At 71.3% G+C, this 12,789-nt stretch carries 14 protein-coding genes; 8 read left to right on the forward strand and 6 right to left on the reverse strand.

Annotation, left to right across the window (positions count from 1 at the left end; all coding sequences use genetic code 11):
• Positions 1–126 precede the first annotated feature (126 nt).
• From ACLQ22_RS14385 to polA, 8 genes are all read left to right on the forward strand, one after another.
• The gene (locus tag ACLQ22_RS14385) at positions 127–1,077 is read left to right on the forward strand and encodes a branched-chain amino acid ABC transporter permease (RefSeq protein ID WP_425692685.1); all 951 of its coding nucleotides are present in this window, start codon (positions 127–129) and stop codon (positions 1,075–1,077) included.
• The gene (locus tag ACLQ22_RS14390; protein ID WP_425692686.1) at positions 1,074–2,183 is read left to right on the forward strand and encodes a branched-chain amino acid ABC transporter permease; all 1,110 of its coding nucleotides are present in this window, start codon (positions 1,074–1,076) and stop codon (positions 2,181–2,183) included. The genes ACLQ22_RS14385 and ACLQ22_RS14390 overlap by 4 nt, the downstream gene beginning before the upstream one ends.
• A complete protein-coding gene (locus ACLQ22_RS14395; RefSeq protein WP_132236445.1) occupies positions 2,176–3,021 on the forward strand; it encodes an ABC transporter ATP-binding protein in 846 nt (281 codons plus the stop codon). The genes ACLQ22_RS14390 and ACLQ22_RS14395 overlap by 8 nt, the downstream gene beginning before the upstream one ends.
• Complete coding sequence (locus ACLQ22_RS14400) at positions 3,011–3,721, forward strand: ABC transporter ATP-binding protein (RefSeq protein ID WP_393002382.1); 711 nt, start codon at positions 3,011–3,013, stop codon at positions 3,719–3,721. Before ACLQ22_RS14395 ends, ACLQ22_RS14400 begins: the two co-directional genes overlap by 11 nt.
• A 33-nt stretch (positions 3,722–3,754) precedes the next feature.
• Positions 3,755–4,666, forward strand: coding sequence for an ABC transporter substrate-binding protein (locus ACLQ22_RS14405; protein WP_425692687.1), 912 nt, complete (start codon positions 3,755–3,757; stop codon positions 4,664–4,666).
• A 2-nt stretch (positions 4,667–4,668) separates the two neighbouring features.
• Complete coding sequence (locus ACLQ22_RS14410; protein ID WP_425692688.1) at positions 4,669–5,649, forward strand: amino acid ABC transporter permease; 981 nt, start codon at positions 4,669–4,671, stop codon at positions 5,647–5,649.
• On the forward strand, positions 5,646–6,455 hold the full coding sequence (locus tag ACLQ22_RS14415; RefSeq protein WP_425692689.1) for an amino acid ABC transporter ATP-binding protein: 810 nt from the start codon (positions 5,646–5,648) through the stop codon (positions 6,453–6,455). The genes ACLQ22_RS14410 and ACLQ22_RS14415 overlap by 4 nt, the downstream gene beginning before the upstream one ends.
• A 117-nt stretch (positions 6,456–6,572) precedes the next feature.
• Positions 6,573–9,272 carry a DNA polymerase I gene (polA, locus tag ACLQ22_RS14420; RefSeq protein WP_425692690.1) on the forward strand — a complete coding sequence of 900 codons (2,700 nt, stop codon included), beginning with the start codon at positions 6,573–6,575 and terminating at the stop codon, positions 9,270–9,272.
• A 117-nt stretch (positions 9,273–9,389) separates the two neighbouring features.
• Here the strand turns inward: polA and ACLQ22_RS14425 are convergent, their stop codons facing one another.
• From ACLQ22_RS14425 to ACLQ22_RS14450, 6 genes are all read right to left on the reverse strand, one after another.
• Entirely contained in the window at positions 9,390–9,755 is a 366-nt protein-coding gene (locus tag ACLQ22_RS14425; RefSeq protein ID WP_425692691.1) for a MerR family transcriptional regulator, read from the reverse strand.
• A 140-nt stretch (positions 9,756–9,895) separates the two neighbouring features.
• Positions 9,896–10,645, reverse strand: coding sequence for an SDR family NAD(P)-dependent oxidoreductase (locus tag ACLQ22_RS14430; protein WP_425692692.1), 750 nt, complete (start codon positions 10,643–10,645; stop codon positions 9,896–9,898).
• A 50-nt stretch (positions 10,646–10,695) separates the two neighbouring features.
• Positions 10,696–11,046 (reverse strand): DUF3140 domain-containing protein, encoded by a 351-nt coding sequence (locus ACLQ22_RS14435; protein WP_101411732.1) that lies wholly within the window; start codon positions 11,044–11,046, stop codon positions 10,696–10,698.
• Positions 11,033–11,254: a DUF2945 domain-containing protein gene (locus ACLQ22_RS14440; RefSeq protein ID WP_425692693.1), complete on the reverse strand. Its 222-nt coding sequence runs from the start codon at positions 11,252–11,254 to the stop codon at positions 11,033–11,035. Before ACLQ22_RS14440 ends, ACLQ22_RS14435 begins: the two co-directional genes overlap by 14 nt.
• A 47-nt stretch (positions 11,255–11,301) precedes the next feature.
• Positions 11,302–11,904 carry a Uma2 family endonuclease gene (locus ACLQ22_RS14445; RefSeq protein WP_425692694.1) on the reverse strand — a complete coding sequence of 201 codons (603 nt, stop codon included), beginning with the start codon at positions 11,902–11,904 and terminating at the stop codon, positions 11,302–11,304.
• Entirely contained in the window at positions 11,901–12,764 is an 864-nt protein-coding gene (locus ACLQ22_RS14450) for a class I SAM-dependent methyltransferase (RefSeq protein ID WP_425692695.1), read from the reverse strand. Before ACLQ22_RS14450 ends, ACLQ22_RS14445 begins: the two co-directional genes overlap by 4 nt.
• Between the last annotated feature and the right edge of the window lie 25 nt (positions 12,765–12,789).

Below are 12,789 nucleotides of genomic sequence, written 5' to 3' on the forward strand. Positions count from 1 at the left end.
GGCCCCCCGGGGGGGGGGGGGGGGGGGGGGCGGGGGGGGGGGGGGGGGGGGGGGGGGGGGGGGGCCCCCCCCCCCCCCCCCCCCCGCCCCACTTTTCTCTCCAGACCCTGATGGAGTGTCCCTTCATTGAACTTCGACGACCTGTTCTCCAACTTCGGGACATACACGACGACCGGCCTGACGCAGGGCGCGATCTACGCCCTGGTCGCGCTCGGCTACACGCTGGTCTACGGCGTGCTGAGGCTCATCAACTTCGCCCACTCCGAGGTCTTCATCGCCGGCGCGTTCGCCGCGATCTGGACCTGGAACGGCTTCGGGCTCGACCAGAACTCGCAGGTCAGCGGGATCGGCTCGATCCTGTTCTACCTGCTGGTGGCCATGATCGTCGCGGCGATCGCCTCCGCCGGCACGGCCACCGTGATCGAGCGGGTGGCGTACCGGCCGCTGCGTAAGCGCAACGCGCCACCGCTGGCCTTCCTGATCACCGCGATCGGCGCGTCCATCGCCATCTCCGAGGCGTTCGGCATCTGGACCCGCCGCCGCCCCGAGGGCGCCCCGATCCTGGTCAGCCAGGACCCGCTGTTCCACGTCTTCGGCGTGCCGATCGACGCGGTGCAGCTGCTCACCCTCGGCGCGGCGCTGGTGATGATGATCGCGCTGGACCTGTTCATCAACCGCAGCCGGGTCGGGCGCGGCATCCGGGCGGTCGCCCAGGACGCCAACACCGCCGCGCTGATGGGCGTGAACAAGGACCGGATCATCCTGATGGTCTTCATCGCCGGCGGCAGCATGGCCGGCGTCGCCGGTCTGCTCTACGACGTACGGATCCAGACCCTCACCTACAGCGTCGGCTTCCTGCTCGGCCTGAAGGCCTTCACCGCCGCGGTGCTCGGCGGCATCGGCAACCTGCGCGGGGCGCTGCTCGGCGGCCTCCTGCTGGGCGTGGTGGAGAACTACGCCTCCGGCCTGTTCGGCAGCGAGTGGAAGGACTTCGCCGCGTTCGCGCTGCTGGTGGTGCTGCTGATGTTCCGGCCGACCGGTCTGCTGGGTGAGTCGCTGGGGAGGGCACGGGCATGACGACCGTCTTGGAAAAGGTGCGCTCCGGCCGCGAGGCGGCCGGCGAACGGTGGCGCGGCGCGCCGCGCTGGGTGCGCTGGGCGCTGCTGGCCGCGGTGATCGTGTTCTTCTACGCGCTGCCGAACAAGGAGTTCTACCAGTACCTCGGGCCGATCCCGACCCCCGGTGCGAACTTCACCCAGGTGATGTTCACCGTCTCGATCTACGTGCTGCTGGCTGTCGGTCTGAACATCGTGGTCGGCTTCGCCGGCCTGCTCGACCTCGGCTACTTCGGCTTCTTCGCCGTCGGCGCGTACACCGTGGCGGTGCTGACCTCGCCGAGCAGCGACATCAAGACGCTGTGGCCGTGGCTGCTGGCGGTGCCGGTGGCGATCGCCCTGACGATGGTCTCCGGCGTGATGCTCGGTACGCCGACCCTGCGGCTGCGGGGCGACTACCTGGCCCTGGTGACGCTCGGCTTCGCCGAGATGATCCGGATCGGTGCGGTCAGCTCGGAGTTCCTGAAGGGCCAGCGGGGCTTCAACCAGATCCCGCACCCCCCGGGCCAGTACGCCGACGGCAAGCCGTTCTTCGGCGTGCTCGACGCCCGCCCGTACTACTGGCTGGTGCTCACGGTGATCATCCTGGTGGTGATCGGGGTGCGGAACCTGACCCACAGCCGGGTCGGGCGTGCCTGGATCTCCATCCGCGAGGACGAGGACGCCGCGCAGCTGATGGGCGTGCCCACGTTCAAGTTCAAGCTGTGGGCGTTCGCCGCGGGCGCCGCGATCGCCGGCCTGGCCGGCGCGCTCTTCGCGGGCAAGCAGAACTTCGTCAACTCGCAGAACTTCGAGCTGCTGAACTCGATCATCATCCTGGCCGCGGTCATCTTCGGCGGCTCGGGCAACATCGTCGGCGCGATCGTCGGCGGTGGTCTGGTGGCGTACATGATCGAGCGGTTCCGCGGCATCGAACTGTTCGGCATCGAGCTGTACGAGTACCGGTTCCTGTTCTTCGGCCTGGTGCTGGTGGTCATGATGATCTTCCGGCCGGAGGGTCTGATCCCCAACCGACGACGTGCGGCGGAGTTCAAGGATCGTCGCAAGGAGGTGACCGTCGGTGAGTGACACCGAGCAGACGCCGGTCGTTCCGGCGCAGGCCGGCGCGCCGGCCGTGGAGGCGGTGCCCACCCGGGAGCCGCTGCTGGAGGTCGACAAGGTCACGCTGCGCTTCGGCGGCGTGGTCGCCCTGAACGAGGTGGACTTCACCCTCTACAAGGGCGAGATCCTCGGTCTGATCGGCCCGAACGGCGCCGGCAAGACCACCTGCTTCAACGCCATGACCGGCATCTACCAGCCCACGGAGGGGCAGATCCGGTTCCGTGGCCAGAAGGTCAGCGGCAAGAAGCGGCACCAGATCACCAAGATGGGCATGGCGCGGACGTTCCAGAACATCCGCCTCTTCCCGGAGATGACGGCGCTGGAGAACGTCCTGGTCGGTGCCGACGCGCACAACAAGACCAGCGTCATCTCCGCGCTGTTCCGCCTGCCGCGGTACTGGAAGGAGGAGCGCGCGAGCCGGGAGAAGGCCGAGCGCCTGCTGGAGTTCGTCGGCATCCGCAAGCGGATGCACGAGTTCGCCCGCAACCTCTCCTACGGCGAGCAGCGGCGGCTGGAGATCGCCCGCGCGCTGGCCACCGACCCGGTGCTGCTCTGCCTGGACGAGCCGGCCGCCGGCTTCAACCCGGCGGAGAAGGAGGAACTGCTCCAGCTCATCCGGCAGATCCGGGACACCGGCGTGACCGTGCTGCTCATCGAGCACGACATGCGCCTGGTCATGGGGGTCACCGACCGGATCGTGGTGCTGGAGTTCGGAAAGAAGATCGCCGAGGGGCTGCCTGCCGAGGTGCGGGAGAACCCGAAGGTGATCGCGGCGTACCTGGGGGTGCCGGACGATGCTGCTTGAGATCGACGATGTGAGCCTGCTCTACGGGCGGATCCAGGCGCTGCACGGCATCAGCCTGACGGTGGACGAGGGCGAGATCGTCGCCCTGATCGGCGCCAACGGCGCCGGCAAGTCGACCACGATGCGGGCGATCTCCGGGATCCGGCCGGTCGCCAGCGGCAGCATCCGGTTCGACGGTGAGGACATCACCAAGCTCCGGGCGGACCTGCGGGTCCGGCGGGGGCTGTGCCAGGCCCCCGAGGGTCGCGGGATCTTCCCGGGCATGACGGTGCTGGAGAACCTGGACATGGGCGCGTACACCCGGCGCGACCGCGCCGGCATCGCCCAGGACCTCGACCGGGTGCTGGGGCTCTTCCCGCGCCTGGCCGAGCGGCGCAAGCAGCAGGGCGGCACCCTCTCCGGCGGCGAGCAGCAGATGCTGGCCGTCGGGCGGGCACTGATGAGCCGGCCGAAGCTGCTGCTGCTCGACGAGCCCTCCATGGGTCTGGCACCGATGCTGATCCAGCAGATCTTCGACATCATCGTCGAGATCAACCAGCAGGGCACCACCGTCCTGCTGGTCGAGCAGAACGCCCAGCAGGCGCTGGCCCGGGCCCACCGGGCGTACGTGCTGGAGACCGGCCGGATCGTCAAGAGCGGCACCGGCGCCGAGCTGCTGCACGACCCGGCGGTCAAAGAGGCCTACCTCGGCGTGGCCTGACCGGCCGTCACCCCTCATCGCAAGGAGTACCCCATGTTCCGCATCAGTGGTGGCCGCCGGGCCGCCCTCGGCGTCACCGGCGCCGCCCTGCTCGCCCTCTCGCTGGCCGGCTGCGGCGAGAAGGAGAGCACCGAGCAGCCCGGCGCCGGCCCCAGCGTCACCGCCGCCGCCGACTCGGCGCTGGCCGCGAAGGTGCCCGACGCCATCAAGGCCGACGGCGTGATCAAGGTCGGCACCGACTCGACGTACGCCCCGGCGGAGTTCCTCGACGCCGACGGCAAGACGGTCGTCGGCTTCGACATCGAGCTGTTCAACGCGGTCGCGCAGAAGCTCGGCCTCAAGGCCGAGTACGAGTCGGCGCCGTTCGACGCGATCCTGCCCGGCGTGGACTCGGGCAAGTACGAGGTCGGCGTCTCCTCGTTCACCATCAACGCCGAGCGGATGAAGACCGTCAACATGGTCAGCTACTTCTCCGCCGGCACCCAGTGGGCGACCAAGGCCGGCAACCCGGCCAAGGTCGACACCGAGAACGCCTGCGGCAAGAAGATCGCCGTGCAGGTCGGCACCGTGCAGCTCGACGACATCACCGCCCGGTCGAAGAAGTGCACCGACGCCGGCAAGCCGGCCATCACCATCGACCAGTACCAGGCGCAGAGCGACGCCACCGCCGCCGTGGTCAGCGGCAAGAACGACGCCATGCTGGCCGACTCCCCGGTCGGCGCGTACGCGGTGAAGCAGAGCAACGGCCAGCTGGAGCTGCTCGGCGACATCTACGAGTCCGCCCCGTACGGCTACGCGGTGAAGAAGGATCAGGCCGCGTTCGCCGAGGTGCTCAAGGAGGCCGTCACGGCGGTCATCGCCGACGGCACGTACCAGGGCGCGCTGAAGAAGTGGGGCGTCGAGGGCGGCGCCATCACGACCCCGGCGCTGAACCCGACCAGCTGACGATGTCTGTCGAGACTGACACACCCGAACGGGCACGGCCGGAACCCATCCGCGCCGTGCCCGTGCGGCATCCCGGGCGGTGGGTCGCCGTCGCCGTGATCGGGGTGCTGGTGGCCATGTTCGTGCACCTGCTGGTGACGAACAAGGCGTTCAACTGGTCGTTCATGGTCGACGAGATGTTCCGCCCGCCGATCGTCGAGGGGCTGCGCGGCACCCTCGCGCTGCTGGTGACCTCCATGCTGATCGGTGTCGGGCTGGGCGTCGTCATCGCCATCATGCGGCTGTCGGAGAACCCGATCCTGCGCGGCGTCGCCTTCGCGTACACCTGGTTCTTCCGGGCGGTGCCCCGGCTGGTGCTGGCGATCCTCTTCGGCAACCTGGGCATCCTCTGGGCGCGCGTCGAGTTCGGCTTGCCCTTCGACCGGCAGATCGGCGCCCTGTTCGGCGTCGACGACTTCGAGGCGCGGCTGTTCGGCTTCTCCGCCGTGGAGATCCTGACGGGCTTCGTCGCCGGCATGCTGGCGCTGGGCCTGTCCGAGGCCGCCTACATGGCGGAGATCGTCCGGGCCGGCATCCAGTCGGTCGACGAGGGGCAGACCGAGGCCGCGCAGGCGCTCGGCCTGCGCCGGGGGCAGATCCTGCGCCGGATCGTGCTGCCGCAGGCCATGCGGGTGATCGTCCCGCCGACCGGCAACGAGACCATCGCCATGCTCAAGGACACCTCGCTGGTGGCCTTCGTGCCGGTCTCCACCGAGCTGTTCTTCCAGCTCAGGGCCGTCGGCAGCCGGACCTTCCAGGTCTTCCCGATGTTGGTGGCGGCGACCATCTGGTATCTGCTGCTGACCAGCGTGCTGCTGGTCGGGCAGTACTACCTGGAGCGGCACTTCTCCAAGGGCGTCGGGCGCAGCGGGCGGGCGAAGACCAAGCTGCGGGGGCTCGCGGCGGAGAGCGGCGGCACGACCGGGAAGGCGGACGGCGCATGACCGAGCTGACGGTGCCGGCAGCGGCTGACGGGGCGGCGGTGGAGTCCGTGCCGATGGTCCGGGCCGAGCAGGTGCACAAGTCGTTCGGGGCGATCGAGGTGCTCAAGGGCATCGACCTGGAGGTCCGCAGCGGCGAGGTGTGCTGCCTGCTGGGCCCCTCCGGCTCCGGCAAGTCGACGTTCCTGCGCTGCATCAACCACCTGGAGAAGATCAACGCCGGTCGGATCTGGGTGGACGGCGACCTGATCGGCTACCGCGAGCGCGGCGGCAAGCTGCACGAGATGCGGGAAAAGGACGTCGCCGCGCAGCGCCGGGCGATCGGCATGGTGTTCCAGCGGTTCAACCTCTTCCCGCACATGACCGCCCTGGAGAACGTCGCCGAGGCGCCGGTGCTGCTGGGCCGCGAAAAGAAGGCCGCCGCCCGGGACCGGGCCGCCGCGCTGCTGGAGCGGGTGGGGCTGGGCGACAAGCTCGGCAACTACCCGGGCCAGCTCTCCGGCGGGCAGCAGCAGCGGGTCGCGATCGCCCGGGCGTTGGCGATGCAGCCGAAGCTGATGCTCTTCGACGAGCCCACCAGCGCGCTCGACCCGGAGCTGGTCGGCGAGGTGCTCGACGTGATGAAGGACCTGGCGCGCGAGGGCATGACGATGATCGTGGTCACCCACGAGATCGGCTTCGCCCGCGAGGTCGGCGACTCGCTGGTCTTCATGGACGGCGGCGTCGTGGTCGAGTCCGGCGTGCCCCGCGAGGTGATCGCGAACCCCCGGCACGACCGGACGAAGGCGTTCCTGGCCAAGGTGCTCTGAGCGGTACGCCGGCGCGGCCCACCCGGGCCGCGCCGGCGCCCGTGCCGGTGGCATCCGTCGCGGTCGCGCCCGTGCCGGTGTCCCGGAGTGTCGGAGCGGGCGGCTAGAGTCGCTGCCGTGACAGCTACGACGCCGCGCCTGCTTCTCGTCGACGGACATTCCATGGCATACCGGGCGTTCTTCGCCCTGCCGGTGGAGAACTTCTCCACCACGACGGGACAGCCGACCAACGCGGTCTACGGCTTCACGTCCATGCTGATCAACGTGCTGCGCGACGAGCAGCCGACGCACATCGTGGTCGCCTTCGACGTCTCCCGTCGCTCCTTCCGCACGGAGAAGTACGCGGAGTACAAGGCCGGCCGCAGCGAGACCCCGACCGACTTCAAGGGCCAGGTGAGCCTGGTCAAGGAGGTCCTCGCGGCGCTGCGCATCCCGGTGGTGGAGAAGGAGGGCTTCGAGGCCGACGACATCATCGCCACCCTCGCCTGCCAGGCCCGCGACCAGGGCATGTCGGTGCTGATCAGCAGCGGCGACCGCGACGCGTTCCAGCTCGTCGGCGACCAGATCACGGTGCTCTACCCGCGCAAGGGCGTCTCCGACCTGGCCCGGATGGACCCGGCGGCGATCGAGGCGAAGTACGGCGTCCCCCCGGAGCGCTACCGCGACCTGGCCGCCCTGGTGGGCGAGACCAGCGACAACCTGCCCGGCGTGCCCGGTGTCGGCCCGAAGACCGCCGCGAAGTGGATCACCACGTACGGCGGGGTTGACGGGGTCGTCGCGCGGGCCGACGAGATCAAGGGCAAGGCCGGCGACAGCCTGCGCGAGCGGCTCGCCGACGTGATCCGCAACTACGAGATCAACTGCCTCGTCTCCGACCTGGAACTGCCGCTGCGCCCCGAGGACGCGCGGTGGGAGGGGTGGGACCGCGAGGCCGTCCACCAGGTCTTCGACACCCTCGAGTTCCGCATCCTGCGCGACCGGCTCTACCAGTACCTGGAGGCGGTGGAGCCGGAGGCCGAGTCCGGGTTCGACCTGACCGGCGAGGTGCTCACCGAGCCCGGGGCGCTCGCCGGGTGGCTGGAGACGCACGCGCCGGCCGACACCCCGGTGGGCGTGGCGGCGAAGCTCGTCACGGGCCCCAACCGCCGGCACACCGCCTCGGTGACCGGGCTGGCGCTGGCCACCGCCGGCGGCGCGGCGGCCTGGTGCGATCCCGCCACCCTGGAGCCGACCGACGAGGCGGCCCTGGCGGCCTGGCTGGCCGACGCCGGGCGGCCCAAGGTGCTGCACGACAGCAAGCCGGCGGTGCTGGCGTTCGCCGCGCACGGCTGGAGCATGGAGGGCATCCTCCGCGACACCCAGATCGCCGCCTACCTGGCCCGCCCCGACCAGCGCTCCTACGACCTGACCGACCTGGCCCTGCGCTACCTGCACCGCGAGCTGCGGGTCGACGCCCCGGAGACCGGCCAGCTCACCCTGGAGGGGCTCGGCAACGACGGCGAGGCGGAGCAGAACCTGATGCTCCAGGCCCGCGCCACCCTCGACCTGGCCGACGCGATCGACGCCGAGCTGTCCCGCGACGGCGAGCAGTCGGCGCGGCTGATGGCCGGGGTGGAGCTGCCGCTGATGCGGGTGCTCGCCGGCATGGAGCGCACCGGCATCGCCGCCGACACGCACTACCTCTCCGAGCTGGAGGCACACTTCGCCGCCGAGGTGAAGGCCGCCGCCCAGGGGGCGTACGAGGCGGTGGGCCGGGAGTTCAACCTCGGCTCGCCGAAGCAGTTGCAGGAGATCCTCTTCGGCGAACTGGGCCTGCCCAAGACCAAGAAGATCAAGACCGGCTACACCACCGACGCCGACGCCCTCCAGTGGCTCCACGCGCAGAACCCCCACCCGGTGCTGGCCCACCTGCTGCGCCACCGGGACGTGGCGAAGCTCAAGACGACCGTCGACGGCCTGCTCAAGTCGGTCTCCGACGACGGCCGCATCCACACCACGTTCAACCAGACGGTGGCGGCCACGGGCCGGCTCTCCTCGACCGAGCCCAACCTGCAGAACATCCCGATCCGCACCGAGGAGGGCCGCCGCATCCGCCGCGCCTTCGTGGTGGGGGAGGGCTACGAGTGCCTGCTCACCGCCGACTACAGCCAGATCGAGATGCGGATCATGGCGCACCTGTCGTCGGACGAGGCGCTCATCGACGCGTTCAACTCCGGCGCCGACTTCCACGCCGCCACCGCCTCGTCGGTCTTCGGGGTGCCGGTCGACGAGGTCACCGCCGACCAGCGGCGCAAGATCAAGGCGATGAACTACGGCCTGGCGTACGGGCTGAGCGCGTTCGGCCTCTCCCAGCAGCTCGGGATCACCGCCGAGGAGGCGCGCGGGCTGATGGAGAACTACTTCGCCGGGTTCGGCGGGGTACGCGACTACCTCCAGGAGGTCGTCGCCCGCGCCCGCCACGACGGCTACACCTCGACCATCCTGGGCCGCCGCCGCTACCTGCCCGACCTGGTCAGCGACAACCGGCAGCGCCGGGAGATGGCCGAGCGGATGGCGCTCAACGCCCCCATCCAGGGCTCGGCGGCCGACATCATCAAGGTCGCCATGCTGCACGTCGACACGGCGCTGCGCGAGGCGGGCCTGCGCTCGCGGATGCTGCTCCAGGTGCACGACGAGCTGGTCTTCGAGGTCGCTGCGGGCGAACGGGAGACCCTGGAGGCGCTGGTGCGGCGGGAGATGGGCGCGGCGCACCCGCTGTCGGTGCCGCTGGAGGTCTCCGTCGGCGAGGGGCGCGACTGGAACAGCGCCGACCACTGACCGACACCGTCCCGCCGCGCGTCGGCGCCGGCCCTGCCCGGGAGGGCGGCAGGGCCCGCGTCGTCGAATTGAGCGGGTCGGCCGTGGTCGGGGCAGGACGGTGGTTCCGCGTCGTCGTCAGGCGTGCGGGACGGCCGTGCCCGCCGCGCGCAGGGCCGCCGCCAGCCGGTCGCGTACCGCCGTCTGCGCCGCGATGCGGGCGTTGAGTACCGCGAGCCGGTCCAGGGCGACGCGGACACCGGCGGGCGCGGGCGCGGCGGCGGCCACGTCCCCGTCCAGGCAGGGCAGGAACGTCCGCACGTCGTCCAGCGTCAGGCCGGCGGCCAGCAGGTGACGGATGTTGCGTACCCGGCCGACCGAGTGCTCGTCGTAGATCCGGTAGCCGTTGTGGGCCCGCCGGGAATCGAGCAGTCCGCGCCGCTCGTAGTGCCGCAGCGCGCGTGGGGTGGCGCCGGTGGCCTCCGCCAGCTCGCCGATCAGCATGGGTCCGCACCTCCGGGCACCGTTTCTACCAGGCCGCCAGGCGGCGCCGGCACTTCTACCAGGCCGCCAGGCGGCGCCGGCACTTCTACCAGGCCGGCAGGCGGCGCCGGCGCTTCTGCCGGGCGGGCCCGGTGGCGCCGTCACGCGATCACGGCGCCACCGTCCACCGGCAGCACGACGCCGGTGACGAATCCGGCCGCCGGGTCGGCGAGGCGCAGGATCGCCCAGGCCACCTCCTCGGGGCGCCCGATGCGTCCCAGCGGCGTCCGCTCCACCTGCCACCGGCGGACGTCGGCCTGCTGCTGCGGCGTCAGCCCCTGGTGTGCGCCGATCGGGGTGTCGACGGCGCCGGGCGCGACCGCCACCACCCTGATCCCGTGCGGCGCGAGCTCCACCGCCCAGCTGCGGGTCAGCGAGTCCAGGGCGGACTTTCCCGCCGCGTACAGCGAACTGCCCGGCCAGGCGCGTGAGCCGACCGACGTGGTGACGTTGACGATGACGCCTCGGCTGTCGGTCAGCGCCGGCACCGCCGCCCGGGCGAGCTGGATCGGCGCGACCAGGTTCGTCGCCAGGTGGCGCTCGACCGTGTCCGCGACGAGGGAACCGAGCGGACCGCCGCCGGCGACGCCCGCGTTGTTGACCAGGACGTCGAGGCGGCCGTGCCGCCCGGTGGCGGCGCCGACGATCAGCTCCGCGGCGCCGGGAGCGGTGACGTCGGCGACCAGCGGTTCGATGCCGGGATGCCCGGCGGCGGTCTCCGCCAGGGGCGCGGCCCGTCGTCCCACCGCGACGACGTGCGCCCCCTGCGCGCTGAACTGACGGGCGGTGGCCCGTCCGATTCCGGTACCCGCACCGGTGACGACGACGATCCTGCGCTGCGCTCGACTCATGGTGCGGATCCTCGGACCCTGCCACCAGTGGCAGGGTCAAGCGGGCGGGCTCAGCGCTTCAGGGGGTCGTGGCCCCAGTTCATCAGCGACCAGCGCCACTTCGTGTCGCGGACGTCGCCGGAGGGGCGCTGCGCCATGTGCCGGCGGACGTAGCCGACGACCTTGCGCATGTGCCGGTAGTCGCCCTCGGAGAGCTCGGCACGCTTGCGCCGCAGCAGGTTGATGATCTTCCGGCCGGACTCGTGCCCGACCGACTCGCCGCCGCCGGAGCGCCCACCCTTGTGCCAGCCGACCTGCTTCGACTCGTCGGTCTCCAGCCACTTCGACAGCTCGGCCGGCTTCATGTTCACCGCCTCGGTGAACTCCCGGTAGGTGTCGCGGCCCTCGTCACCCCTGCTCATGGCGCAGCGCCTCCGGTCGGTGTGCGACGTCCCGCCCCGAGTCGTTGTTGCGGATCCGGTACTGCGGGTCGTCCGGGGACGCGTTGACGGCGTGCCCGCGTACGTGCGTCCGTTCGGTGATCTTCTCCTTGACCACGCCGTACGCCCGGCCGCTGTGGCTGGCCCAGGAGACGTGGTCGCCTCTGCGGAACTCGCTCTGCTCGGCCATGCCGCGCGGGTACCCGGCGTCGACGGGCCGAAACGACGACCCGTGGGCTACGGCGTGATGTCGGCGATCGGCAGCTTGATCTCGAACGGTTCGACCAGCTCGATCAGCTCCGCGCTGTCGGCGATCAGTTCGTACTGTCGCTCACCGCCCGGCCCGAGCCGATCGCCCCGCCGGTAGGCGTAGAGGTGGATGGGGTCCTGTTCGATCCGCCAGTAGAAGGGGATGCCCGCGGCGGCGTACTCGCCGGGCTTGGCGAACCGGTCGGTGCGGCGGGTGCCGGGCGACACCACCTCGACCGCGAGGATGACGTCGTCCGGCATGAGCAGCGACCGGTCGGCGGTCACCTCCGCCCGGCACAGCAGCACGTCCGGCTGCCGGCTGGTGTTCGCATTGAGGGCCACGCCGACGGCCTGTGTGGCACGCAGGTGTGCGGGGCAGTGGGTTCGCAGCCACAGCCAGAGCAGGCTGGAAATGTCCTGATGGCCCAGGGTGGGGGAGGGTGTCACCTGGATGACTCCGTCGACGAGTTCGACGCGGGGGGCGTCGTCCGGCAGGTTGAGCAGGTCCTCCAGCGTGTAGTCGGCACGCTGCTGCCGGATCGGGTCCGGACACCATGGGCCAGGTGGTGTCGCGATCGGCTCGGCGCTCACCGGCTCAGCGTAAACCCGCGGCCCGCCTCGGACGTCGCACTGACTGTCCGGCCCGCGTGGGCGGGTTTCTCGGCGACGAAGATGGCGGTACCGGGGAACAGCCGGCCGCGCAGTGGGCTCCACTGCCCCCAGATCCCCTCGTGCCCCTCGGGCCACTCCGGCTCCACGAGGTCGAGCAGGCGGAACCCGGCGCCCACGAGTTCGCGGATCCGGTCGCCGAGCGTGCGGTGCTGCTCGACGTAGGTGGCGTCGCCGGCCTCGTCCTGCTCCACGTAGGGGGAGCGGTCGAAGTACGAGTGCACGGCGGTCAGCCCGCCCTCGCCGGGATCGTCGAGGAAGATCCACCGCATCGGGTGGGTCACCGAGAACACCCACCGGCCGCCGGGACGCAGCACCCGGAACACCTCGCGCATGACCGCCGCCGAGTCGGCCACGAACGGGACCGCCCCGAACGCCGTGCACGCCGTGTCGAACGCGGCGTCGGCGAAGGGCAGCGCCAGCGCGTCGGCCTGCACCAGCGGCACGCGTACGCCGGTGCGCCCGGCCGCCAGCGCGGCGTGCCGCAGCATGCCGGCGGACAGGTCCAGGGCGACCGGCCGGGCGCCCCGGGTGGCGAGCCACCGCGCGGCGGCGGCGGCCCCGCAGCCGAGTTCCAGCACCCGCCGTCCGGCGAGGTCGCCCAGCAGCCGCACGTCGGCCTCCCGGACGCCCTCAGGGCACCAGACGAAGTCCAGGTCGCCGAGGAAGCGGCCGTGCTCGGCCTGGTAGTCGTCGGCGTCGGCGTCCCACCAGCGGCGGTTCGCCCGGCGGGCCTCGGCGTTGCCGACCCGGCGCCGGGTCACCCGGCTGTCGTCATCCACGCGCTCACGCTAGCCCCGGCGGCCC

The organism is Micromonospora sp. DT178 (genome assembly GCF_049841695.1).
Lineage (GTDB): Bacteria > Actinomycetota > Actinomycetes > Mycobacteriales > Micromonosporaceae > Micromonospora.

Bases quoted from the DNA above. Each gene is read 5' to 3' on its own strand.
- ACLQ22_RS14390 (WP_425692686.1), top strand. From the start codon at position 1,074: ATGACGACCGTCTTGGAAAAGGTGCGCTCCGGCCGCGAGGCGGCCGGC.
- ACLQ22_RS14400 (WP_393002382.1), top strand. From the start codon at position 3,011: ATGCTGCTTGAGATCGACGATGTGAGCCTGCTCTACGGGCGGATCCAG.
- ACLQ22_RS14405 (WP_425692687.1), top strand. From the start codon at position 3,755: ATGTTCCGCATCAGTGGTGGCCGCCGGGCCGCCCTCGGCGTCACCGGC.
- ACLQ22_RS14410 (WP_425692688.1), top strand. From the start codon at position 4,669: ATGTCTGTCGAGACTGACACACCCGAACGGGCACGGCCGGAACCCATC.
- ACLQ22_RS14415 (WP_425692689.1), top strand. From the start codon at position 5,646: ATGACCGAGCTGACGGTGCCGGCAGCGGCTGACGGGGCGGCGGTGGAG.
- ACLQ22_RS14425 (WP_425692691.1), bottom strand. From the start codon at position 9,755: ATGCTGATCGGCGAGCTGGCGGAGGCCACCGGCGCCACCCCACGCGCG.
- ACLQ22_RS14430 (WP_425692692.1), bottom strand. From the start codon at position 10,645: ATGAGTCGAGCGCAGCGCAGGATCGTCGTCGTCACCGGTGCGGGTACC.
- ACLQ22_RS14435 (WP_101411732.1), bottom strand. From the start codon at position 11,046: ATGAGCAGGGGTGACGAGGGCCGCGACACCTACCGGGAGTTCACCGAG.
- ACLQ22_RS14440 (WP_425692693.1), bottom strand. From the start codon at position 11,254: ATGGCCGAGCAGAGCGAGTTCCGCAGAGGCGACCACGTCTCCTGGGCC.